Source organism: Candidatus Saccharibacteria bacterium oral taxon 488 (assembly GCA_013099195.1).
Taxonomy (GTDB): Bacteria; Patescibacteriota; Saccharimonadia; order Saccharimonadales; family Saccharimonadaceae; genus Nanosynbacter.
The window spans coordinates 639,035-661,279 of sequence record CP039999.1 but is presented as its reverse complement, the minus strand read 5'-3'; the positions used below and the strand labels follow the sequence as shown (position 1 = coordinate 661,279).

Sequence of the window (22,245 nt, the reverse complement as noted above, 5' to 3'; positions counted from 1 at the left end):
GTGGTACCCCGCACAGGAATCGAACCTGCAACCTTTGGTACCGGAAACCAACGCTCTATCCAGTTGAGCTAACGGGGCATAACTAACGCGCTGATAGGAAAAGGTCCGGTAGGAAAGCGCGAAAATCATGGTACACCCGGCAAGATTCGAACTTGCGACCCCTTGGTTCGAAGCCAAGTACTCTAATCCACTGAGCTACGGGTGCACACGAGGGTATTATACCACGCGCTGCGCCTAAATAGAAATGATATAATGTATCATATGGAGATACGAACAGAGATTCCGTTGCAACAATATACGACGATGCGCCTCGGCGGCACAGCACGCTTTATGGCATCGGCGACGTCGGTGAATGAGGTTAGGGAGCTATATAAAAGTGCCAAGGTGCAGGGCATACCGATCTTTGTCCTCGGCGGCGGCAGTAATGTCATCGCTCGCGATGAAGGGTTTGAGGGGGCGGTGTTGCTCAATCGGATCAAGGGATTTGCAGTGCTGACTGATGATGGCCAGACAGCAACGATCAAGGTTGGTGCGGGTGAAATATGGGACGAGGTGGTTAAGCGCACAGTTGCCATGGGCCTAAGCGGCATTGAGGCGATGTCGGCCATCCCTGGTACAGCCGGCGCCGCGCCGGTGCAGAATGTCGGGGCGTATGGCCAGGAAGTTGCTGATGTGCTCACCGAGCTAGAGGCGTACGATTCGCTGACCGACCGAGTGGTAACCCTAGGCGCGGCGGAGTGCGGGTTTTCATATCGGCACAGTATTTTTCGCGGTGAAGCGAGCGGCCGCTACTGCATTCTCTCGATTACCATCAAGCTCCATCACGCAGCGCCAAAACCGCCGTTCTATGCCGGCTTACAGCGGTATTTGACCAACATGAACATCACGACCTTTACGCCGCAGGTGATCCGTGACGCGGTGATGGCGATTCGGTTTGATAAGCTACCCAATCCGACCAAGCGACCCAATGCTGGTTCATTCTTCAAGAACGCGCTGATCGAGTCATGGCAGCTCGATGAACTTCGTGAACAGTATCCAGATGTCCCGTGCTATGACATGCCGGACGGCCGACACAAGGTGCCAACGGGCTGGTTGATCGAGCAGGCTGGGCTCAAGGGGGCATTGCTTCACGGCATGCGGGTGCACGACAAGAACGCGCTGGTATTGATCAATGAGTCGGCGACTAGCTACCACGACCTGGCGGCGGCACGTGACACCATCATCCAGTCAGTCTACGATAAGTTCCACATCCAGATCCAGCAAGAACCGTTGGAAATTTGAGCGCCAAAACGCTTGCGCTTATGCATATTTCCGAGTATGATGGGGGTATGAAGGGACGGGGGTTTACGCTAGTCGAGCTGATCATTGCTATTGCCGTCATGGCGATTTTGCTGGTGCTTGCGACATTAAGTTTTCGTAATTATCAGGCGGCGGCACGCGATAAGGAGCGTGAGGCCGATGTGCTAGCCTTGCAGAACTATCTCGAGAGCGTCTATCCACGGGAAATTCGTGACAGTGCCGGTAACGTCATCAAGCCTGCCGGCGGCTATCCGGCGTACGTTTCTGGTGCTAGTGGCGCTGGCAAGATGACTGCGGCGCAGTTTGCGGCAGCATTTGACGAACTGGGTGGTGCCGCCAAGACCGGCCCACTGGATCGAGAACGCCTCATTTCGGCGATTAACGGTACATTCGGGGTCAATCCAATAACTAATATTAGTCAACTGCTTGCCAAAAAAGACGATTACGAAAACACCAAGATCACTAACTATCCAAATGGTGCGTACATTTACGTTGCCGGCGCTAAGGATGGTGTATGTGATGAGGCGGGCGCAGCCTGTCGGCGCTATACGATTTTTTATCATTTAGAAACGAAGGAGCCGGGTAAATGGCAAGTACTCAACAGCAAACGTCTCTAAAGCATGCGGGCGGTTTCACCGTTGTCGAACTGATGATCACCTTGATTATCGCCGGGATCTTTATAATGAGCGGCTACCAACTGTATGGGGCGGTGTTGGCGCGCAATACTGAGGCTCGCCGTACGTCGGAGGCCGCCAGTATCGGATATAGCATTCTGCGTGAACGCGGCCTGTACAAAACGGTGTCTGAAGTTTGTGGCAGCGGTGCGGTCAAGACTGAACACGTGACACCACCGACCACGCCAACATTGCCGGATCCAGTACGTGCTCGAGTCGAATATTGTAAAGTGCCAAACAGCGTCGCAGTGATTCGCGTCGCAGTGATTATTACTTATGGAACGCCAGCGCAGGAGGTGGTGCATGCGACGTACATTTCGGGCTAATTCTAACCGGCGACAACACAGCCAAGGTTTTACGCTGATTGAGATCTTGGCGATTGCGCCAGTCATTATCTTGGTACTGGCGGGTATCATCGGCCTAATTATCAACCTTACTGGCTCATCAATGATCACTAGTGCCAGGTCACAACTACAGAGCGATGTGCTAACGGCACTTGATCGGATTGAGGCGGACGTGCGGCTCAGTACTACGCTTGAGGGAACAACCTCATCATATGTACGCATGCATAGTCTCGCCACTAGCGACAACCCCTACAGCCCGACGCGGCGTCTGATCCAAAAAAGCGATTGCGGTGTGGCGTGGGGAGCGGTTGCCATTGCCGATGCCAAGACCTATACCACTGAATATTTCCAGAGTGGCTCGGAGCTCAAGCGCAAGACGATGTACGACGGCTCATGCCCGAGTGCCAGTGATCGTATCTGGCAGCTGAACGGGGCGGTCGAGACAATCATCGACACCAGTACGGTGCTTAATTTCAATGTTTGCAAGATTAACGACGGTACGCTCAAGGTCAGCCTCGGGGTGACTAAAACCGTTGCTGGTGAAAACATCCAGTACTCCAGCCAGCGCCTCATCAAGTCAATCAATGTTCCTGCAAACGGCACTGCCGGCGCCTCGTGTCCATAGCGGGTTCGGGTGGGTCGTGTGGATAACGCCCGTTTCGAGCAGGAAGTGCTTTGAGGTACTACCTCTGTTTTTATGGCCAACGTGAGTCGAATCGGGGAATTATTCATAAAATGCTTGCGCTTTTATAATCGCTTTGCTACAATCAAGTTACAATAATAACTAACTAAAAATAGGGGGCAAATCAGAAATGATTTCTTCAAACAAAACTAAAGGTTTCACATTGGTTGAGCTCTTGATCGTTATCGTGGTCATCGCTATCTTGGCTGCTATTTCGATTGTGGCGTACAATGGTGTGACACAAAAAGCACGTGACGATGAGCGCCAATCAAACGCGCGCAACCTTGTCAATGCAGCTGCATCATATAACTCTGAGAAAGACAAGTGGCCAACTGTCACTGAGGTTAGTACATTTAATACCATCAAGGTTCCAAAAACCGTAACTGACAATACCGATGCTACCGCTCCAGATGATGGTCACAAGAATCATTATGGATATGAATTCTGCAAGGATGGCGCTACTACGACCAATCAGGATGAGGCAACTGGTGTTCGGGTTAAGTACTGGAAAGATGTTGACTACGGCACAGACCACGTGAAGAGCTTCACGAGCGGTAAGTGTTCATAATATCCCTATACTAGGAAATAGGAAGGACATAAATAAACCCCGGCTAGTTCCGGGGTTTATTCTGTGTCATGTTACTTTCTTAACATCCGCTACCACTACTTACTGTTTTCTCGTGAGTCTCGTGTCCATCAGTCACCTCTTTCCAGTAGGTAACTTTTGCGCCAGTAAAGCCCGGCGCAGTTCCACATAGCTCGTACTTATACTTACTCCTGTCGCTTGGGATTGGTGTGGTGGTTCCGAGGCGATTTTTTATTTGGTCGGATAGCTTGATCGTATTAAATGATCCTAGTTCTGCTATCGTCGGCCAATGACCCTTTTCTGAGTTATACACGGCAGCGGCGTTGATAATGTCGCGTGCACTGGCTAGTCTTTCACCGTCTCGAGCTTTGTTGGATACACCATTGTATGCTGCTATCGAAATAGCAGCCAAGATAGCGATGACCACGATAACGATCAAGAGCTCAACCAATGTGAAACCTTTAGTTTTGTTTGAAGAAATCATTTCTGATTTGCCCCCCAAGTTATTTAGTATTAGTTATATGGTAGCGGAAAACGCGCCGCAAGGCTAGTAGTTTGTTGCTTAATTTTTGCGTATTCTGCCGAGTCCTCTGCGGTTATCGCTGTAATAATCCACTCGGCAATTTGCTTAATTTCCGCTTCCATCATACCACGCGTAGTGAGTGCTGGCGTGCCTAGACGCAGTCCGCTGGGACGGAATGGTGGTAGGGTGTCGTTCGGTATAGCATTGGCGTTGGCGGTGATGCCACTGGCCTCTAGCCGTTCCTGAGCAGTTTTACCATCAATACCAAAGCTGCCGTAAACATCCGCCAGCACCAAGTGGTTACTGGTGCCACCGGTTACTAATTTCAAGCCGCCGCGTTTCAGCTCATCTGCCAGCACGGCCGCATTCTTTACGATTTGCTGGGCGTATGCTGCAAACTCTGGGCGTAACGCCTCACCAAAGGCCACTGCCTTGGCAGTGATGGTGTGTATGTGTGGGCCGCCTTGAGTGCCAGGGAAGACCGCCCGGTCGATCAGCGTTGGCAAGTTTTCCAAGGTTTTTTCTGGCCGCTTCAAAGGGTTGCCGACTATTCCCCTCGATAAAATCAAGCCGCCGCGCGGGCCGCGCAAGGTTTTGTGCGTGGTAGTGGTGATAACATGAAAGCCGTAGTCAAACGGATTTTTAGCCACACCGCCGACAATTAATCCAGCGATGTGGCTCATATCCGCCATCAGCATCGCACCGACTTCGTTGCCAATCTCGGCAAACTTAGCATAATCTAGCTCGCGCGGATAGGCCGAGAAGCCTGCTAGGATAATCTTTGGCTTATGTTCCAGCGCCAAACGGCGGATTTCCTCATAGTCAATTTCACCAGTCTCGACGTTCTTTATGCCGTAGCGGACGAATTTATATTCGCGGGCCGAGCGGGTGACTGGTGCGCCGTGGGTCAGGTGTCCGCCGTGCGCCAAATCCATCGCCAGAATGGTATCGCCGGGCTGGCACCACGCATAATACACCGCCTCGTTGGCCTGGGCGCCAGAGTGCGGCTGGACATTGGCGTGATCAGCACCGAATAGTTGTTTGGCGCGGTCAATCGCCAGTTGCTCAATTTGGTCGGTATTATCCTGCCCGCCATAGTAGCGTCGGCCAGGGTAGCCCTCAGAATATTTGTTGGTAAAGACGCTGCCCAGCGCCTTGAGTACACTAGTTGAAACGTAATTTTCGCTTGGGATCATTTCGATCCCCAGCTGCTGCCGTTTTATTTCTGCCGCAATTAAGTCGGCTATCTGTGTATCCTGCATAACACTCCCTCCTTTTCCTCTATTATAGCACTTTACATCATATATCATGTGTGATATATTGTGCGTTATGAGCATGAATAACTATCTCCAAAAAATCGGCGTTATTATCAATGAGAATCGTAATCGCAAAGGCCTCACCCAGACACAACTAGCTGAGGCCATCGGTACATCACAAAGTGCCATCAATCGTATCGAGAACGGCGGTCAAAATATTAGTGTCGAGATGCTAATGAGGATTAGTGATGTGCTCAACTGTAACATAGTTACGCTCAATCACTCAGGCAAGATGAACTTTCGGGTGCATGGTGGTAAAAAACTTTCTGGTGATATATCGGTCAAAACGAGCAAGAATGCGGCCGTGGGGCTGCTCTGCGCCAGCCTGCTCAACAAGGGAAAAACGACGCTGCGTCATGTAGCACGTATCGAGGAGGTTAACCGGATCATTGAGGTGCTCAACTCGATTGGTGTTAAAACCCGTTGGCTGCGAAAGAACGACCTGGAGATTATACCACCTGCGCGGCTGAGGCTGGAGGATATGGATATCGCTGCCGCTAAACGCACGCGTACCGTGATCATGTTCCTTGGCCCGCTGCTTCATCAATATCATGATTTTCGGCTGCCATTTGCTGGTGGCTGTAACCTCGGTAAGCGCACGGTGGAGCCACACTTGTCGGGGCTGAAGCATTTTGGGATGCAGGTAGAGGCCGAGGGTGGGTACTATCATGCGCGCGTCGAGCCGACAACGGGCGATCGGATAATTTTATTGACTGAGCGCGGTGATACGGTGACGGAAAACGTTATCATGGCGGCGGCTCTGTCGCCAGACACCACCATCATCCGCAACGCTAGTCCGAACTACATGGTGCAGGATGTGTGTTTCTTCTTGCAGAAATTGGGCGTGACCATCGAAGGAATTGGTACAACGACGTTGAAAATCACGGGCCGGTCGCATATCAATACGGTGGTTGATTACTACCCGTCTGAAGACCCGATCGAGGCCATGAGCTTTATCGCAGCGGCCGTGGTGACTGATTCAGAAATCACGGTGCGTCGGGCGCCAATTGAGTTTCTGGAAATTGAGCTAGCAACATTGGCTGAGATGGGTTTGCAATATGAGTTAAGCGAGGAATACGCAGCCAACAACGGTCGTACTCGCTTGGTGGATATCACGCTGAAACACTCTAGGTTGGTTGCACCAAAAGACAAGATTCACGCGCTGCCGTTTCCGGGGATTAATATGGACAACCTGCCGTTCTTGGGGCTGATTGCGACCGTCGCTAAAGGTCGGACATTGGTGCACGACTGGAGTTACGAGAATCGAGCGATTTATTTCACCGAGCTGAGTAAATTGAATGCGCAGATTGAGCTGGTTGATCCGCATCGGGTGTATATCACTGGCCCGACCAGGTGGAAGCCCGCTGATGTTGTGGCGCCGCCAGCGCTGCGGCCGTCGGTTGTGGTACTGCTCGCCATGTTAGCGGCGCCGGGCGTGTCAATCTTGCGTGATGTGTATTCAATTAATCGCGGCTACGAGGAACTAGCGCAGCGGCTTAATTCACTGGGTGCAGAGATTGAAGTTATCACCGAGTAGCTACGGAGTGTTCTGCTATCGGCTCTATTTGGTTGTATGACGGGCAGGAAACAGAAACTTGAGATAATCCTTGAGCATTCGTGCACCCGATATGATCGGTAGATAGGCTGTGAGCTGGCGATGAATGTGCTGTGTCAGTAGCTCGTCGTTAGCGATAATTTGTGCCGCCCGCCGCATATTAGCGTAGAGCGAGGTGGTCTCATCCTCTAGACTCACGCCGCTCACCTCGAGGCAGGCGATTGGCTTGATATCGGCAACGCCACCGTCACTGGTGGAGATAAGCAGCTTGAGATTGGCAATGTCTTTTTCCCATGATGTACCGCAGGCCTCGAGGCCAATGATCGGCACGTTGATAGCAACGTCTGAGCCAATCGCCAGCGCTCGTCCCAGGGTCTCGTCGTAATCTTGAATGTAGTGGACGCGCTCACGCAGGACAGGGTCGCTATCGACGAGCTTGAGGATGGTCAGGAGCTGCTGATACATATCATGATCGCCCTGATGAACCTTACCGGCGAGAATGTAGTGAGCGTTGCTATCGAGCAAAATCTGCCTGAGTGTCTCTGGGCGCTCAAATGGTAGATGCGGTCGCTTGTAATTGGCGAACCGCCGTTTGAAGTCAAATACCAGCGCGTCTTCGGGCAGGTGAACTGGGTTGTTGTATTGATCCTTGCGCCCCATAAGGACTCGGTTTAGCTCCAGCCGGCCCACGCGTTTGAGCGAGCGAATGGTGCTAGCGGGTAGCGTGGCGATTGCCTCTTGATACTGCTCTGTTGGCAAGCCAAATTTATCAATAATAGTATGCTCACGATAAGTCTGCAGGATCTCCGGCAGCACCCATGTTTCCAGGTCAATGCCGTTGGTGATGGCGTGGAATTTGACTTTGTCGTTGTTGCGGTCGCGGAAATTTGCCACGCGGGCGTGCAGTTTACTGACGCCATTTTTGGCTTCGGTCAACTCAATTGCCAGCAAATTAGGTCGCAAACGGTCGTTACGAAATTGCTCCATCAGCCAGCAGCGCACGGCGTTGCTTTTGAGGTTTGGCAGTACTAATTTTTCAAATTGCGAGCGGTGAAACTCTGGTTCAGCGGCCTGGAGTAGGGTGTGGTTGGTGTAGAGTGTGTGTTTGCGGACGTAAACGATTGCTTCGTACAAGTTCATACCGTTGGCGCATAGCTCGTCCAGCCGAGCCAGTGCCGCAAAAATTGTTGCGGTTTCATTGAGCTGAATGACGGCTGGTTTGATGCCGAGTAGTTTCAGGGCCTTATAGCCGCCAAACCCAAGGGCTACCTCCTGGTACAGCCGGTGATCACCCGAGCCTTCGCCTTCGTACAATTGCCCAAAGTTTGGCTCTGAAATGGTGACAAATTGCGTTGAGCCGAGCGTCTTGCGAAAGACGCTGAGGCTAGCATCGGGAAAGCCGGCGGAGCTGACTGAAACTTCATCAATATAATGAAAGCCATACTCCTGGGGCGAGACTTTTTCGACGTATTCAGTTTGTGCGAGGTCGGTAATTTTTTGATGTGATTCGCTGCGGTAAAATGGCGTCACCACCACAAATGGCACTTCCAGCTTTTCGGCTACCCGCCGCGTGTCTGCCGCCAATACGCCCAGGCCGCCACCACCTTTGATGCCGTTGGCCTTGTCATAAATTTCCATTGTCCAGTAGATGTACGGCCGTGACTTAGACAGTTGATGCGTCAGGCTGCTACGCTCAATTACGTCATAAAATTCGGAGGCGTCTTCGATGTCCTGTGGCTGATATGGTGACGTGTTTGTGTATGAATATGAATCCATGATGCCCTTTTCGCGGATTGAAATTATCTGACATTGGTGCGGGTGGGGAGAATCGAACTCCCATCTCAAGTTTGGAAAACTTGCATACTAGCCGCTGTACTACACCCGCGAGCTTGCACTATTGTACCAGAAAGATGCTATAATGTGAACATGCCCTGATAGCTCAGCTGGATAGAGCAGAGGACTTCTAAGCCTAAGGTCGTAGGTTCGAATCCTACTCGGGGCGCCAGGAATGATCGAAGGAGGGTCACATGGATGCTAGTGGTAAACCTCGAATGTCGCGTCGGTTAGTTCAGCGGTTAATGGCGCATCGGCCACGGACGCAGCCGGCGTTTGGTAATACCGGTCGAAGTCGTCGAGTGAGCGACCGCAACTGTGATCGTCAGCGGATCGGGAATTATCAGTCATCAGCGCTGGGTGCGCGTGGTTATATGCCGCCAACGAGCGCTGACGATACACTGGAAGACCATGACACGACTAGTGATGTTCCGCTCTCTAATCGTACCTTTGCGGGTAATTCGCTGCGCCAGGCAGAGCCATCGTCCCCGTCACAAAATATCCCAGGCAGTGTGCCACCGGGCGGTCCTGCTGATAATATTACTCGTCCGTCGCTACCATCGCCTCGATTTCAAGAGCCGCCTTCACGTGGCCACGATCCATTTTCGTAAGCAGTACGATTTATTATGCATACTAAAACCCCAGAAAACTGGGGTTTAATAATTCCTTGGAGGGCCAGGAGGGGCTCGAACCCTCGACACCCTGCTTAAGAGGCAGGTGCTCTAACCAGCTGAGCTACTGGCCCAATCAGTCCAGATTATAGCATAATGAACGGTAAAGGCAAAGTATAACGTCGCACTTTTTGCTATGGACAATGCTTGGGGCGAATGATGGGGCTCGAACCCACGGCCTCCGGAGCCACAATCCAGCGCTCTAACCAACTGAGCTACATCCGCCAAGCTTCCCGATTATACCACAGGCAGCTACCATCCTCAAGGCGCTCGACGTGCTCATCCTGATTTGCTACAATCAAACAATGAAATCTCTCAATGGTGCAGAACTCGCGTCGTTTATCAAGCAGCGTCAGGCCAAGCAGGTGCGCATGCTCCGTCAAGCACATCACATCCAGCCACGCCTCGCCATCGTTACCGATTCGGACAATCCGGTCATCGCCACCTACATGCGCCTCAAGCAGTGCTACGGTGCGGATATTTTGATTGAGGTAGAAATTTGTCGGGTGGCGACTCAGCAGCTGCCGGAGACAATCGCGACGCTAAACCAACGCGATGACGTCCAGGGAATCATCGTCCAACTGCCGCTCGCTGAGCCAGAGCAGACCGATCAAATTGTGCGGCTGGTGGCACCGGAAAAAGACGTCGATGGCCTTAATTCTGAGCGAACGCTGTTTGACCCGGCGACACCGATGGCCATCAATTGGCTGTTAGCGGGCTATAGTGTGGAGCTGGCTGGTAAAAGGTTGGCTATTGTTGGGCGTGGGCGGCTGGTCGGTGCGCCGCTCGAGCGGATGTGGCGAGCGTCGGGGCTGGACGTAACGGTATTTAGTCGGGGTGATGATTTATCGCGACTACACGAATATGATGTCATCGTCACGGCAACTGGTGTGGCGGGACTGATTCAGCCGAACATGATCCGACCTGGTGCGGTGGTAGTCGATGCAGGCACCGCCTCGGAGGATGGTAAGATTGTTGGTGACGTGGCACCAGCAAACCGGACGCGCACCGATATTCACTTGACACCAGAAAAAGGCGGCGTCGGCCCGCTGACGGTGAGCGCATTGTTTGATAATGTGATTACCGCGTGCCTGCGCCGGGTCAATATCCGGTAGAAACTCACGGCTTTGTAATGACTGATTTGACCTGGGCGACGACTTGGCGCGGGGTGAGGTTGGCCTTAATGATGTAGCCTTGGATGCCGAGTGAGCGCATCTCGCGCGGAGCTTCTTCTTCGCCGAGGTTGGTCAGCACGATAACCGGTATGGTCTTGCCCCATGCGTGTGAGCGAATACGTCGCAAGGCCTCGGCTCCATCCATCTCTGGCATCTGGATATCAAGCAAAATAACATCTGGACGAAACGATTCGACGAGCGCCACGCCAATTGTACCATTACTCGCTAGCCGCACGTCAAACCCGTCCGCCTCGAACTTCATTCGGTACATCTGACTGATCGTCGCGTCATCTTCAATGATAGCAATTTTAACCATAATTGTATTATAGCAGGCAGTGGTGTATTGTAAAACTAGCACAAAAGAGGTGGGCAAAGTGACAATAAAGCAGCGTGAAAGCATAACTATTCAGCCAGATCGTTATGGCTGGGTTGAGTTGTCAGAGTGCGCGGCGAAACTTGAGATGGATCAGTGGCGGATTCATCCAGTGCCAACGTGTGACCAATACCAGACGTCATCCTACGAGAGGATAACAGCGGAGCTAGAAGAGTTGGCTGGCATGGGCTTTCATGGTGATTGTGATCTCAACGCAGCGATTGGGCGCCAGCGAACGAGGATTGATGATACGAATCCAGCGACACGCGAGTTGATCGCTCGGGTTCCTGGCGTTGAGAATTGGCTGGAACTGATACCGACGGCGTCAGCACTGGCCTTGTTGTATGATCCGAACACCAAGCAATTAGCGAATGGCAAGCCGGTCTCGCCAGTGGTGCGCGACTGGGCCTGTAATATTTTGGATGCGCACGGTATTCGCAGTCGCGGTGAAATTGTTCAGGATATTCTTGCCAGGCACGTTATTGATCAAGCGTCTCTGGGCGCCGCAGAGCAGCAATGGGTTAGCTTAGCTTGCGGCGCTGCTCAGCCAGTTTGTCATGCGCTCCGGCACATCAAAGAGAGCGGCAACCCTACGCCGCGCGTCACACTGGTTGATCTTGACCGGTCGGCGCTCAAGGCCGCGCAAACGTATGCCCAGACAATGGAAGTCAGGCAGTTTACCAACGTTCGCTGTATGAATATTCTGCGCCCTCAGGGTGTAGTCTCGCCTGCGGTAGATGCACAAACCAACGTGGCAGCTCGAGCACTGCGGCGGCAGGTTGGTCTTGAGGCGGCTACGTACGATGCAGTCGATGCCGTTGGAATTTTGGAGTATGTGCCTGAGGTGCTTTTAGGTAAAGGCTCGACGGTGCTGCAGGTCGATGCGGCAACTTTTCTAGCCAATGCTGCCCAACTGGTGAAACCCGGCGGACTGCTGCTGGTTGGTAATATGCGTGATACGCATCCGCAGCTAGGCTTTACGCTCAATGTTGTGCAGTGGCCACATATCCAGCCCCGGTCAATCGAAACAATACAGCGGATCGCGGCGGCGGCGGGTCTGGGTGATTGGCAGGTTGATGTGTATTGTCCTGATGATGGCGTCTATGCACTATATGCTATGCATAGACCGAAGATTGGTGATACACTAGAAATATGACAAGGGAGTGGGCATGGAGATAGCGGGGCTAATCATTGCCGGGGTGATGTCGCTGATGTTTGGCCTTATGGTTGTGGCTCATCAACCACGCCAGCTGGCAACCCGGTTCTTTTTTGTGCTGACGGTTGGCATTGCGCTGTGGGCATTGGGTATCGCGGCGTTTTTAGCGACTAATGTGCTGGCGGCGGCACTGATATACCTGAGGATATATTACATCGGAGCAGCACTGATCGCGGCAGCCATGATCTCAGTGGCGACTCACATCGGTGCGCGGCGAACAACAAAATACGTGCCAGTCACTGCCTGGGTGTTATTTGGCATTGTTGCTACGGTGATTGTGGTGCGAGTTGATTGGCTGATAGCGCAGGTGGCGCTGAATGACCATACGGTCGTGATTCATCCGATCGGCTATTTCTTCTATATGGTGTATTTCATACTGCTATTTTTGGCGGCACTCATCATCCTCGCGCATCAGGCTCGTCGCCGCAGTGCGCTCTTGGTGCGCTCTCAGCTACGACTCATTTCCTATGCCTATGGCATTGCTGGCAGCGTAGGTATGATATTTAATTTACTGCTGCCGGCTGTTGGTCGCTATGACCTCATCTGGATTGGGCCGCTGAGCACTTTTATTTTTATACCGCTGGCATACCTGACGATTGTCAAACATCGTCTCTTCGGTTTGAAAGATGCGGCGGTGCGAACAATTGCGTACGCCATGCTGCTAAGCTTATTAACAATCGTATACTACACGGCAACCTATAGTATCTCGGCGATTGTCAGTGCGTTCAGTGGTCATGATATCGGCGGGATGCCAGGATTCTGGGGTGTGCTAGCGGCATTATTGTTAGGGTTTTTGTTTCAACCGACCAAGCAGTTTTTTGATCGCCTGACTGACAAGCTATTTTATCGACAGGGCTATACCATTGAAAGCTTTATCAACGAGATTGGGCAAATTTTGCTACATACGATGGGGCTGCGACTACTGACGACTCGGTTAGCGGTGTGCCTAACACGGCTTATCAAGGCGCGTCAGGTTATTTTTGCCGTGTATGATAATGGTCGCTTTCGGATATTTGGCTCACGTGGACACACTCGTCCGCCGCAGGTAGATCTAGCGGAGCTGGTAATGCAACACCAGCTTGAGCAGCTCGATGACGTGGCGGTGGTCGAATCACTGCCGGAGCAGTTACGGCGGACGATGAAACTACAAAAGCTGGCTATCGTCATGACATTGTCGCTACAGGAGGATATCGTTGGTTTTGTGCTGATCGGCGAAAGTCAGAAAAATAACTATGTCGAACGCGATCTCTCGATGCTTCGGGCGGTGCGTGGTGAGCTGGCGATTGCCATTAAAAATGCTCAGTCGATGGAGGAGGTGAATGAGCTGAATGCCGAGCTGCAGCAGCGTGTCGAGGCGGCGACGCAGGAGCTGCGGACGAGCAACCAGCAGCTACAGCGACTAGACGAAGCGAAGAATGAGTTTATTTCTATGGCGTCGCATCAACTGCGAACGCCACTAACCAGTATCAAGGGTTATCTCGACATGCTGCTCCAGGGTGATCTCGGTCCGGTTCGTTCGACCCAGAAAGCTGTTCTACGCGAGGCCTTTTCCTCGAGTGAGCGCATGGTACAACTGATCAATGACTTTCTTAGCATCTCTCGCTTGCAGACCGGGACATTCACTATGAACCGCCAGCTGGCCAACCTCGGTGATATTGTACAAAGTGAAATGGCTCTGCTGAAGATTGTGGCCAAGCAGCATAACATCACTCTTTCGGTACATATTGACGACGATGTTCCGACGTTGCCGATTGACGCCGAAAAACTCCGCCAAGTCATCATGAACATGATTGATAACGCAATCTTTTATTCTAAAGAACAAACAACTGTCAAGGTGTCGCTTTGCTGTGACGCGCAGGAAGTGGTGTTTACGGTCGAAGATCAAGGTATCGGTGTGCCAAAAGCTGAGCAGTCTGGCGTGTTTGGTAAATTCTTTCGCGCTTCAAATGCTCGCAAGCGTCGTCCTGACGGTACGGGCGTTGGCTTGTTTTTGGCGCGTAAAGTTGTGTTAGAGCACGGCGGATCAATGATCTTTACGTCAAAAGAAGACAAGGGCAGTATGTTTGGTTTTCGTCTGCCGCTTGATAGGCCGGCCGCGAACAAGAAAAAGGTGACAAGTCGCTAAGAAATATTGATTATCGGAACAGACTAATAATACCCGTGATAATCACAATAACGACGATGACTATTACTACGCCGATGCCGACACCACGCAGTAATTTTTTGCGTTCATATAGCCACTGACCGGCCGACGACCGGCTGACCGCCTGGATGCGCGTGACACTGGGTCGAGTTGTTGCGGCGTCAACACCAGAGTATTTCTTGGAGCGCTTTTTCTTCTGCTTTGCCATAATATTATTGTACCATGAAATGCCCCTCGGGGTGCGAGGGGTATCCACGTTAACCAGATTTATTATTACACATGACGTCGGCTGATGAGGTAGGCGACTCCAGCAGTGAGGAGGGCGCCAAGACCCAGTCCACCAACGAGCATGTCAGTGGCGTTACCGGTCCGTGGCAGTTCGCCAACGGTCGTCGGTGTGGCAGGTGGGTTCGTGGTTTGTGTGCCGCTCGAGGCTGAAGGTGACTGCTGATTATCATTGGTCGATGGCTGCTTCGACTGGTCTGGCGTTTTTGGTTCAGGCACCGGTGTAGCCGGCCGAGTTGGATTTACTGGTTGGGTCGGTGTCGGCTGTTTCGGATCGGTCGGCGCTGGTTTTGGTTGCGGCGTTGGCTGTGGTTTTGGCTGCGGAGCTGGGGCCTGCGGCTTGGCCACCTCTATAGTAGCACCACTGCAGTTGTTATGGCCCTCGAGCGAAATTTGATCACTCTTGATGCAGGTTGTACTAGTCAGTGTGCCCGCGACATATTGCTTGACAATAGCGTCGACAGTAAATGTTTTCGATTCATTTGGCTTGAGCTCACCAATCAGCGTCTGCCAGGTATTATTTTGAATCGTACCAGCGGATGCCTTTAGGTAGGCTACCCCTTGTGGTGCGGTATTGGTAACATACGTGTCATGTATAGTGGCGGTCCCTGTGTTAGTAACGGTTACTCGGTAGGTAAAGGCCTTGTTGACGGTGACTTTTTTGTGTTGTGCGCCATCAACAGTAGTTTTGACGGCAAACCCCAGTGTAATTTTTGGTGGTTTATCTGGGATTGGTTCGGGTTTCGGGTCAACTGGTTTCGGAATTGGCGTTGGCTTTGGTTTTGGATCTGGTGTTTTGCCGGGGACTGTGGCCTGCTTAGTGCAGGCATCGCTGGTCACCATTTCTTCTTTACCATTCACATCAACGACGATAAAGGCTTTGACCGTGTATGTGCCCGGTGTGAAGCCCTTGAATTCGTTACCAGTTTGATACACCTCTTTACCCTTGGCATCGTAGACTTTGTAAATTGTTGTCTTATAGATCGCGCCGCCATGAGCGGAATATTTGACTGAAAACTTGAAATTAGTAGTTGAAAACTGATCAACGCTGAGTGCATTACAGCTATAAACTGGCGTAGGTTTTGTATTCGTCGGTGTTTGCGCATTGGTATTAGCCGAATGATTGGAATCTAGTGCCCATAATGTGGTTGGCACCACTGTCGCTACCGCAACCATCGCTAGAACTGCATAATGGCGCAGCGACAATGAACGGAATAGTGATGACAAGTTTCGCATGACTTCCTCCTTTATCCTCATAACTCTACGTAGAATACACCAAAATGATGAAAAAGTCAATTTTCGCATGACTGGATAGCTAGACATAATATTATCAATCTGCTACAATACGACCTGTTTAATGGCCTCATCGTCTAACGGTTAGGACACCAGGTTTTCATCCTGGCAATCGGAGTTCGATTCTCCGTGGGGTCACCATTTTTATGAGATGCTTATCTCGTTCGTATTTGCAGTAGCTCGCTCAGCTTTGATAGCGAGCTATTTTTGTTGACGTCAAAACGTAAAAATACTCTGGTATAATAGACAGTAGGACACTTCAAAAAGAAAGGAGAAAATCCTCGAATGACAAAGACGACAGCCACGACTACAAAGAATAAACCTAAGAAACAGGCTGCATCTTCACCAGAGCGTAATATTCGATGTGAGGCAGTCATTGTCATTGAGGCGGCAATACTTGTTTGTTCAACGGGGGTATTCATAGGTCAACTACCGCTATTCTTTCAGAACCTTCAGGATATGCCGTTAGTACTGGCTGTCATTGGCGTAGCTATCGCATCACTCCTCGTTCAGGGTCTCATTGTCTTGAAGCAGTCCCGTCGAACTGACCAGTACCGGCAACGCATCGCTGCGCTTGCCATGGCTGTGGTGTATCCGGTGGTGCAATTCGTGGTATTGGCGCTGTTCTATATCTCTCAGGTTGGCCCATTTAGTTCAGCGCTTCGAGAGGTACCCGTGCGATATTTAGTGCTACACTAGCCTTTAATAACTCGCTCCCGGCTATATTGTTTATGGTGGCGTGTACGACTATTGGTTCACTGTGGCTATGGAAGATTATCGCGATGCCTAAGGGGGCGTCATATTGGCAGCCACGTCCAGCCGACCAACTATCTGAGGCGGAGAGAATCAAGCAGAGGCGGGGCCTGCGTTATCGCAATATTGGTCTAACCTTGATGGTGCGAGTGCCGTTCGCACTCATATGTGCGTTCATACTTGTCGTGACACTGTTGTATATTACTCCCGCAACTATTCTCTTTGTGATGATGATGGCGATGTCTGCGGTGGTGCCACATGCAGTCATTTTGAGCTTTGTTGTTGGGCTGGTGTATATGCTAAAGGGTGAGGTGTATTACAGGGTAAAGCATTGACAAATTATGAGAGGATCGCGTATAATGGAAATAAGCTTGCGTTCATACAGGGCATACGCCGTGTAAGCGCGCGGGCCTACCAGAACGGTCGCACGGATGCGGAAAACTAATCGTTTAGCAATATCAACTAATTATTAGGTCGACAATGCATCCTGTTCTTGTGCGAGAAGAAAGACTCAGTACGGTAGTCAGCGTTGATGGAGACATTGACACGGGAGAAGCGTTATTCGTAACCAAGCATCTGCCCATCGGGGCAAAAAACTCAAGCTAAGCGCAATATCGGCGTATGGCGGAATCTTTCTATTAGTTATTTCATTTCTGGCACTAAGTTATCAGACAGGTGGCGTCGCTATTCAGCAGGGCTCAGTCTCGGCCTCTCAGCCAGTCGCACCGTCTACTGGTGTGACACATGAGACAAATAAGGTTTCAGTAGATCAACTGGCGGCTGCTAATGCGGTAACCGATCTGGCTGAGACGGTCAATCTGCCAACTGCCGGTGATTTACGTGAAGCGACGGCAACGCTGTCAATCAAAAAAGAGTTGGCTCAGGGTGATACGGAGGTTATTTCTAAGCCACAGATTATCCAGCCTGAGAAATCAGCTCAGCGCGGCATCAAGACTTATGTTACTAAGCAGGGCGATACAATTGACTCGATTGCTAAGAAGTTTAATGTGACGGCCCAGACGGTGCGCTGGGCGAACAATACGACATCTGATGCGGTTGAAGCTGGCAAAACATTGATTATCCCGATGGTTGACGGCGTGGTCTACACTGTTAAGGACGGCGACACCATCGAAAAATTGGCAGAAAAGTATAAAGCAAATCCTGAACGAGTGGCATTGTATAACGACTTGGCAAATGGGGCGGCGCTAGCCAAAGATACACGAATTGTTCTGCCGGGTGGCGTATTGCCAGAAAATGAGCAGCCAGGTTACGTGGCGTCCCGCTCTGGCCGTCGGGGCTATGCAGGGCGGACAACGGGCGGCGCAGTCAGTGGTATCAGCTATGGTTACGCTCGAGCATCAGTTGGCAACCGATACGCTCTTGGCAACTGTACGTGGTATGTGTACGAGCGGCGGGCAGCACTTGGTCGACCAATTGGTAGCTTCTGGGGCAACGCGACGTCGTGGGCAGCAAGTGCTCGGGCGGCAGGCTTTGTCGTTAATCATACACCAGCACCAGGGGCAATCTTCCAGACAACATGGGGCGGCGGCGGTCTTGGCCACGTCGGTATGGTCGAGCGGGTTGAAGGTGGCACGATCTACGTTAGTGATATGAATTATGCGGGGTATAACGTCGTGACGCATCGAACGATCCCGATGTCTGAAGTTGGTCGGTATAACTTTATTCACTAGGATGCTCTAAGGCAATAAAGCGCCTCCGCTATCTCTCGGGAGCGCTTTTTGATATACTAAAATTATGTTTGTAGATACAGCGAAAGTGTTAGTGCGAGCTGGCAAGGGCGGCAACGGCGCAGTCAGTTTTCGGCATGAGAAATATGTTGATAAGGGTGGTCCTGATGGTGGCGACGGCGGACGTGGTGGTGATGTGGTGTTTTTGGCAACCAAAGACCTGAATACACTGCTGAATTTTCGCTACAGGCCAGAACTAAAAGCAGAGAATGGCGGTGACGGCAGTAAGCGTAATAAGCGTGGCAAAAGTGGCTCGCCGCTGGTTATCAAAGTACCAATGGGTACATTGGTCAAGCGCGACGGCAAGGTAGTTGCAGATTTGACGGCAGACCAGCAACAAGCAGTTGTTGCCCGGGGCGGTGACGGTGGCTTTGGTAACGCGCACTTTACGTCCAGTACGCGCCAAGCACCAAAGATGGCTGAGCTTGGCGAGGCGGGTGAAGAATTTGAGGCTGAGCTGGAATTGAAATTATTGGCCGACGTTGGCTTGGTTGGCTTTCCGAATGCTGGTAAATCGACATTCTTGAGCGTGGTTTCTAATGCTCGGCCGGAAATTGCCAATTATGAATTTACGACCTTGACGCCAAATTTGGGCGTAGCGGATGTTGATGATGGTTCAGTGTTGATTGCTGACATCCCGGGGTTGATTGAAGGCGCTTCGGAAGGTAAGGGTTTGGGCGATCAGTTCCTGCGCCACGTTGAGCGGACGGCCGTGTTGCTCCACATGATTGATGCGTATAGTGACGACCCAGCGGAAAAATACCAGACTATTCGCCGTGAGCTGGAAAAATATTCCGAGGAATTGGCGACGCGCCCAGAGATTATCGCTTTGACGAAATGTGAAGGATTGGATGATGAAATCATTGCCATGCAGTCGACAGCGTTACACAATGTAGCCAATGGTTCGCCAGTGGTGGCGATTTCCTCTCAGACACATGCTGGCGTGACGGAATTGCTACGCCTACTGCGTCGGGAAGTCACGAATTATCGAGTACGGGAAGCTGAGCTGACCGAAGAAGAGGACAGCGATTTGCCGGTTATTGCATTGGATGCACAAGCAGCGTCTGACGCCTGGACGGTAGAACGGGTGGTTGGCGCGGAGCCTGAAAATGCGGACGATGAAGATGCGGTCAGTTTCATTATCCACGGTGTTAAAATTGAAAAGTTTGCTCGTCGTACTAACTTTGATCAATTTGAATCGGTCAATCGCCTGCGCGACATCATGCGAAAAATGGGTATCACTCACGAGCTAATCCGTCAGGGTGCAGTCGGCGAGACCGTGGTGCAGATTGGCGAATCGAAGCCGTTTACGTTGGTTGAGTAGTAGGTTTGGGTGTCATCTCGTAGCTTTGCTATACTATAGGTATGGCGCAAACATTTTTCTTCTACGACCTCGAGACGAGTGGATTAAATCCACGGCAAGACCGCATCATGCAGTTTGCTGGGCAGCGGACGGACATGAATCTCGAGCCGATTGGTGAGCCGTATAATCTATTGGTGACGCTGAATGATGATACGTTGCCGAGTCCTGATGCACTAATGGTGACTGGTATCACACCGCAAAAAACGGTTGAAGAAGGTTACACCGAGGCGCAGTTTGCCCGGATGTTGAGCGAGGAGATTTTTACGCCGGACACCATCGCGGTTGGCTTCAATAATATTCGGTTTGACGACGAATTTATCCGCCATTTGTTGTGGCGCAATTTTCATGATCCGTACGAGTGGAGCTGGAAAGACGGTCGCTCGCGTTGGGATTTGCTGGATGTAGTGCGATTGACGCGAGCGCTCAGGCCGGAAGGAATCAATTGGCCGCTTGACGACAAAGGTGAGCCAAGTAACCGCTTGGAATTGATCACTAGCGCCAACGGTATTGCGCATGAAAATGCCCATGATGCCTTGGCGGACGTGACAGCGCTGATTGCCGTGACGAAATTGATTAAGCAAAAGCAGCCGCAGCTGTATGATTACTTGCTAAAAATGCGTGACAAAAAAGCAGTCCAACAGCTGGTTAATGTTGACGATAAAAAACCGTTTGTCTATGCCAGCGGTCGCTACGACAAAGAATTTGCTAAAACTACGGTGACCTTTCCGCTGACGACCAGTCGAAACGGCGGCGTGGTTGTCTATGACTTGCGGTATGATCCGATACCGTTTGTTGGGCTGAGTGCGGAGGAATTAACAAAGAAAATCTTTGCGTCGTGGGAGGAGCGGCAGGCTGAGGATTTCGTCAAATTGCCAGTCAAAGAATTGCAGTACAATCGCTGTCCAGCAGTGGCGCCGCTGGGTGTGCTGGAACAGGGCGATGGCTGGCAGAAGATTTCGCTTAGCACAGAAATTGTCCAACAGCATCAAAATATTTTGCTGAATCACCCAGATTTTGCCGAAAAATTGCGCAGTATTTTTGAAAACAAGCCAGCCTTCAAAAAATTGCCCGATCCAGAAGCACAACTGTACGATGGCTTTTTGCATGACCGCGATCGTATCCGTGTCGAAGCGGTGCGCAATGCCGATGAGCGCGAGCTGGCTGATTTTCATCCAGAGTTCCAAGATGAGCGTTTGGCGCCGCTGCTACTACACTACAAAGCGCGCAACTTTCCGCGCTCGCTCAGCGAAGATGATTTAGTGCAATGGGAAACATGGCGGGCGCAGCACTTGCAGGCGCAACTACCACAATTTATGGCGTCTCTGCAGCGTCTAGCGCCGACGGCGACTGACGAACAGCAGTTTATCTTGCAGGAATTACAGCTATGGGCGGAGGCGATACTGCCCACTGAGGACTAAGATGCGGTACTTAATTTATGGTGCGGGAACAATCGGTCTGACGTATGCACATTTATTAGCGGTACACCATGATGTGGATGTGCTCGTATTGCCTGAGCGGTATGAAGAGGTGTCGCAAGGCGTGCCACTTGCTATAAAGGATTTGCGTCAGCGTGACAATACGTATCAGTCGACGGTATTTTACCCACAGTGTGTCACATCGCCAGTAGGTTATTACGACGTTATATTAGTAACGGTTAATCGCTGTCAACTTCAATCGGTACTGCCGATACTAGCAAAGTATCAGCCTAAGGCTAGGTGGATTGGATTTATGCAAAATAATTGGAATCTGGCCAGTGAGGTTGATCAATATATATCGCCTGATGATTATTTTATTGCCTTCCCTTCCAGTATTGGCGGTGGGCGAGATAATAATGGCGTGAAGGTTATTATATTTCCAACACCGACGCGGGTTGGTGGTGCAAGGGCGGGAGCAAAGTTATTCATGCAGCATTTAAAAGAAGCTGGGGTAGCGAGCAGCTATGATGCTCGTCTGCTTGATTGGATGAAAGTTCATTATCTCCAGCAATCAGCAACTGCTGGCGCCATAGCTAGTAGTGGCAGTTTTTCGGCATTAACGCATGATCCAGGGGCGATTCGTCAGCTAATTATGGCACTTCGTGACGGTATGTCTCTATGTCGTCACCAAGGTGTTGCGGTGTGGCGAGTTTTCCCTTTCAATGTACTATCAATGATGCCGCTAAGGGTAGCTACTGCAATAATGCGGCATGCACTTCAACAGCCCGATGTAGTCGATATGGTAACGGGTCATATGAAGCACGGATTTAACGAATGGCTAGCTGGGTATGATGAAGTATTGGCTGACGGCAGGCGGTTAGGGGTTTTGATGCCGGTATGGCAGGCATATAATCCGGCTGTTCAGCGCTATAAGGCAACTATACACTAAGTTTATAATAACCCTTGCGATAGCTAGTCACGTGGTGCATAGTAAGAGT

At 51.2% G+C, this 22,245-nt stretch carries 22 protein-coding genes and 7 tRNA genes; 18 read left to right on the top strand and 11 right to left on the bottom strand.

The window, feature by feature from the left end; genetic code table 11:
* Position 1 precedes the first annotated feature (1 nt).
* Positions 2–78, bottom strand: a tRNA-Arg gene (locus tag FBF28_03515).
* Positions 79–128: 50 nt separating this feature from the next.
* Positions 129–205 (bottom strand) — tRNA-Arg (locus FBF28_03510).
* 56 nt (positions 206–261) lie between these two features.
* On the opposite strand from FBF28_03510, the gene murB reads away from it, so the two are divergent.
* From murB to FBF28_03485, 5 genes are all read left to right on the top strand, one after another.
* Positions 262–1,281: a UDP-N-acetylmuramate dehydrogenase gene (gene murB / locus FBF28_03505; GenBank protein ID QJU08603.1), complete on the top strand. Its 1,020-nt coding sequence runs from the start codon at positions 262–264 to the stop codon at positions 1,279–1,281.
* A gap of 20 nt (positions 1,282–1,301) precedes the next feature.
* The gene (locus tag FBF28_03500; GenBank protein ID QJU08602.1) at positions 1,302–1,916 is read left to right on the top strand and encodes a prepilin-type N-terminal cleavage/methylation domain-containing protein; all 615 of its coding nucleotides are present in this window, start codon (positions 1,302–1,304) and stop codon (positions 1,914–1,916) included.
* Positions 1,886–2,299, top strand: coding sequence for a prepilin-type N-terminal cleavage/methylation domain-containing protein (locus FBF28_03495; GenBank protein ID QJU08601.1), 414 nt, complete (start codon positions 1,886–1,888; stop codon positions 2,297–2,299). Before FBF28_03500 ends, FBF28_03495 begins: the two co-directional genes overlap by 31 nt.
* Positions 2,277–2,942: a hypothetical protein gene (locus FBF28_03490; GenBank protein QJU08600.1), complete on the top strand. Its 666-nt coding sequence runs from the start codon at positions 2,277–2,279 to the stop codon at positions 2,940–2,942. Before FBF28_03495 ends, FBF28_03490 begins: the two co-directional genes overlap by 23 nt.
* A 187-nt stretch (positions 2,943–3,129) precedes the next feature.
* The gene (locus FBF28_03485; protein ID QJU08599.1) at positions 3,130–3,567 is read left to right on the top strand and encodes a type II secretion system protein; all 438 of its coding nucleotides are present in this window, start codon (positions 3,130–3,132) and stop codon (positions 3,565–3,567) included.
* Between the two features lie 79 nt (positions 3,568–3,646).
* Here FBF28_03485 and FBF28_03480 read toward each other — a convergent pair whose 3' ends face one another.
* Entirely contained in the window at positions 3,647–4,069 is a 423-nt protein-coding gene (locus FBF28_03480; GenBank protein ID QJU08598.1) for a type II secretion system protein, read from the bottom strand.
* Between the two features lie 29 nt (positions 4,070–4,098).
* The gene (locus FBF28_03475; protein QJU08597.1) at positions 4,099–5,370 is read right to left on the bottom strand and encodes a serine hydroxymethyltransferase; all 1,272 of its coding nucleotides are present in this window, start codon (positions 5,368–5,370) and stop codon (positions 4,099–4,101) included.
* A gap of 67 nt (positions 5,371–5,437) precedes the next feature.
* Between FBF28_03475 and FBF28_03470 the strand changes: the two genes are divergently transcribed.
* Positions 5,438–6,961 (top strand): UDP-N-acetylglucosamine 1-carboxyvinyltransferase, encoded by a 1,524-nt coding sequence (locus tag FBF28_03470; protein QJU08596.1) that lies wholly within the window; start codon positions 5,438–5,440, stop codon positions 6,959–6,961.
* A gap of 24 nt (positions 6,962–6,985) precedes the next feature.
* Here the strand turns inward: FBF28_03470 and glgP are convergent, their stop codons facing one another.
* Positions 6,986–8,755 (bottom strand): alpha-glucan family phosphorylase, encoded by a 1,770-nt coding sequence (glgP, locus tag FBF28_03465; protein QJU08595.1) that lies wholly within the window; start codon positions 8,753–8,755, stop codon positions 6,986–6,988.
* 34 nt (positions 8,756–8,789) lie between these two features.
* Positions 8,790–8,864: transfer RNA gene (locus tag FBF28_03460), tRNA-Gly, on the bottom strand.
* A gap of 43 nt (positions 8,865–8,907) precedes the next feature.
* Here FBF28_03460 and FBF28_03455 point away from each other — a divergent pair.
* Positions 8,908–8,984: transfer RNA gene (locus FBF28_03455), tRNA-Arg, on the top strand.
* Between the two features lie 22 nt (positions 8,985–9,006).
* Positions 9,007–9,423, top strand: coding sequence for a hypothetical protein (locus FBF28_03450; protein QJU08594.1), 417 nt, complete (start codon positions 9,007–9,009; stop codon positions 9,421–9,423).
* 57 nt (positions 9,424–9,480) lie between these two features.
* Here FBF28_03450 and FBF28_03445 read toward each other — a convergent pair.
* Positions 9,481–9,557 (bottom strand) — tRNA-Lys (locus FBF28_03445).
* 74 nt (positions 9,558–9,631) lie between these two features.
* Positions 9,632–9,708, bottom strand: a tRNA-His gene (locus tag FBF28_03440).
* 80 nt (positions 9,709–9,788) lie between these two features.
* On the opposite strand from FBF28_03440, the gene FBF28_03435 reads away from it, so the two are divergent.
* Entirely contained in the window at positions 9,789–10,598 is an 810-nt protein-coding gene (locus FBF28_03435) for a bifunctional 5,10-methylenetetrahydrofolate dehydrogenase/5,10-methenyltetrahydrofolate cyclohydrolase (protein QJU08593.1), read from the top strand.
* A gap of 4 nt (positions 10,599–10,602) precedes the next feature.
* On the opposite strand, the gene FBF28_03430 is transcribed toward FBF28_03435, so the two are convergent.
* Positions 10,603–11,058, bottom strand: coding sequence for a response regulator (locus FBF28_03430; GenBank protein ID QJU08592.1), 456 nt, complete (start codon positions 11,056–11,058; stop codon positions 10,603–10,605).
* On the opposite strand from FBF28_03430, the gene FBF28_03425 reads away from it, so the two are divergent.
* Both FBF28_03425 and FBF28_03420 read left to right on the top strand, forming a co-directional pair.
* A complete protein-coding gene (locus FBF28_03425) occupies positions 11,033–12,187 on the top strand; it encodes a class I SAM-dependent methyltransferase (GenBank protein ID QJU08591.1) in 1,155 nt (384 codons plus the stop codon). The two genes, FBF28_03430 and FBF28_03425, sit on opposite strands and share 26 nt — an antisense overlap.
* Before the next feature lie 13 nt (positions 12,188–12,200).
* Positions 12,201–14,372: a hypothetical protein gene (locus tag FBF28_03420; GenBank protein ID QJU08590.1), complete on the top strand. Its 2,172-nt coding sequence runs from the start codon at positions 12,201–12,203 to the stop codon at positions 14,370–14,372.
* Positions 14,373–14,382: 10 nt separating this feature from the next.
* Here the strand turns inward: FBF28_03420 and FBF28_03415 are convergent, their stop codons facing one another.
* A complete protein-coding gene (locus FBF28_03415; protein ID QJU08589.1) occupies positions 14,383–14,598 on the bottom strand; it encodes a hypothetical protein in 216 nt (71 codons plus the stop codon).
* Positions 14,599–14,663: 65 nt separating this feature from the next.
* The gene (locus tag FBF28_03410) at positions 14,664–15,998 is read right to left on the bottom strand and encodes a DUF11 domain-containing protein (GenBank protein QJU08588.1); all 1,335 of its coding nucleotides are present in this window, start codon (positions 15,996–15,998) and stop codon (positions 14,664–14,666) included.
* 36 nt (positions 15,999–16,034) lie between these two features.
* On the opposite strand from FBF28_03410, the gene FBF28_03405 reads away from it, so the two are divergent.
* From FBF28_03405 to FBF28_03375, 7 genes are all read left to right on the top strand, one after another.
* Positions 16,035–16,109 (top strand) — tRNA-Glu (locus tag FBF28_03405).
* 144 nt (positions 16,110–16,253) lie between these two features.
* Positions 16,254–16,667: a hypothetical protein gene (locus FBF28_03400; protein QJU08587.1), complete on the top strand. Its 414-nt coding sequence runs from the start codon at positions 16,254–16,256 to the stop codon at positions 16,665–16,667.
* Between the two features lie 32 nt (positions 16,668–16,699).
* Positions 16,700–17,056 carry a hypothetical protein gene (locus FBF28_03395; GenBank protein ID QJU08586.1) on the top strand — a complete coding sequence of 119 codons (357 nt, stop codon included), beginning with the start codon at positions 16,700–16,702 and terminating at the stop codon, positions 17,054–17,056.
* Between the two features lie 402 nt (positions 17,057–17,458).
* Positions 17,459–18,412 carry a LysM peptidoglycan-binding domain-containing protein gene (locus FBF28_03390; GenBank protein QJU08585.1) on the top strand — a complete coding sequence of 318 codons (954 nt, stop codon included), beginning with the start codon at positions 17,459–17,461 and terminating at the stop codon, positions 18,410–18,412.
* 64 nt (positions 18,413–18,476) lie between these two features.
* A complete protein-coding gene (gene obgE / locus FBF28_03385) occupies positions 18,477–19,793 on the top strand; it encodes a GTPase ObgE (GenBank protein ID QJU08584.1) in 1,317 nt (438 codons plus the stop codon).
* A 41-nt stretch (positions 19,794–19,834) separates the two neighbouring features.
* Positions 19,835–21,250, top strand: coding sequence for an exodeoxyribonuclease I (sbcB, locus tag FBF28_03380; protein ID QJU08583.1), 1,416 nt, complete (start codon positions 19,835–19,837; stop codon positions 21,248–21,250).
* Between the two features lies 1 nt (position 21,251).
* Entirely contained in the window at positions 21,252–22,196 is a 945-nt protein-coding gene (locus tag FBF28_03375) for a ketopantoate reductase family protein (protein ID QJU08582.1), read from the top strand.
* The last annotated feature ends 49 nt before the right edge of the window (positions 22,197–22,245 follow it).

Bases quoted from the DNA above. Each gene is read 5' to 3' on its own strand.
- FBF28_03420 (QJU08590.1), top strand. From the start codon at position 12,201: ATGGAGATAGCGGGGCTAATCATTGCCGGGGTGATGTCGCTGATGTTT.
- obgE (QJU08584.1), top strand. From the start codon at position 18,477: ATGTTTGTAGATACAGCGAAAGTGTTAGTGCGAGCTGGCAAGGGCGGC.
- FBF28_03430 (QJU08592.1), bottom strand. From the start codon at position 11,058: ATGCTTTCACGCTGCTTTATTGTCACTTTGCCCACCTCTTTTGTGCTA.
- FBF28_03415 (QJU08589.1), bottom strand. From the start codon at position 14,598: ATGGCAAAGCAGAAGAAAAAGCGCTCCAAGAAATACTCTGGTGTTGAC.
- FBF28_03435 (QJU08593.1), top strand. From the start codon at position 9,789: ATGAAATCTCTCAATGGTGCAGAACTCGCGTCGTTTATCAAGCAGCGT.
- glgP (QJU08595.1), bottom strand. From the start codon at position 8,755: ATGGATTCATATTCATACACAAACACGTCACCATATCAGCCACAGGAC.
- FBF28_03480 (QJU08598.1), bottom strand. From the start codon at position 4,069: ATGATTTCTTCAAACAAAACTAAAGGTTTCACATTGGTTGAGCTCTTG.
- FBF28_03400 (QJU08587.1), top strand. From the start codon at position 16,254: ATGACAAAGACGACAGCCACGACTACAAAGAATAAACCTAAGAAACAG.
- FBF28_03500 (QJU08602.1), top strand. From the start codon at position 1,302: ATGCATATTTCCGAGTATGATGGGGGTATGAAGGGACGGGGGTTTACG.
- FBF28_03450 (QJU08594.1), top strand. From the start codon at position 9,007: ATGGATGCTAGTGGTAAACCTCGAATGTCGCGTCGGTTAGTTCAGCGG.
- sbcB (QJU08583.1), top strand. From the start codon at position 19,835: ATGGCGCAAACATTTTTCTTCTACGACCTCGAGACGAGTGGATTAAAT.
- FBF28_03395 (QJU08586.1), top strand. From the start codon at position 16,700: ATGGTGGCGTGTACGACTATTGGTTCACTGTGGCTATGGAAGATTATC.
- FBF28_03470 (QJU08596.1), top strand. From the start codon at position 5,438: ATGAGCATGAATAACTATCTCCAAAAAATCGGCGTTATTATCAATGAG.
- FBF28_03475 (QJU08597.1), bottom strand. From the start codon at position 5,370: ATGCAGGATACACAGATAGCCGACTTAATTGCGGCAGAAATAAAACGG.
- FBF28_03485 (QJU08599.1), top strand. From the start codon at position 3,130: ATGATTTCTTCAAACAAAACTAAAGGTTTCACATTGGTTGAGCTCTTG.
- murB (QJU08603.1), top strand. From the start codon at position 262: ATGGAGATACGAACAGAGATTCCGTTGCAACAATATACGACGATGCGC.
- FBF28_03410 (QJU08588.1), bottom strand. From the start codon at position 15,998: ATGTCTAGCTATCCAGTCATGCGAAAATTGACTTTTTCATCATTTTGG.
- FBF28_03490 (QJU08600.1), top strand. From the start codon at position 2,277: ATGCGACGTACATTTCGGGCTAATTCTAACCGGCGACAACACAGCCAA.
- FBF28_03495 (QJU08601.1), top strand. From the start codon at position 1,886: ATGGCAAGTACTCAACAGCAAACGTCTCTAAAGCATGCGGGCGGTTTC.
- FBF28_03375 (QJU08582.1), top strand. From the start codon at position 21,252: ATGCGGTACTTAATTTATGGTGCGGGAACAATCGGTCTGACGTATGCA.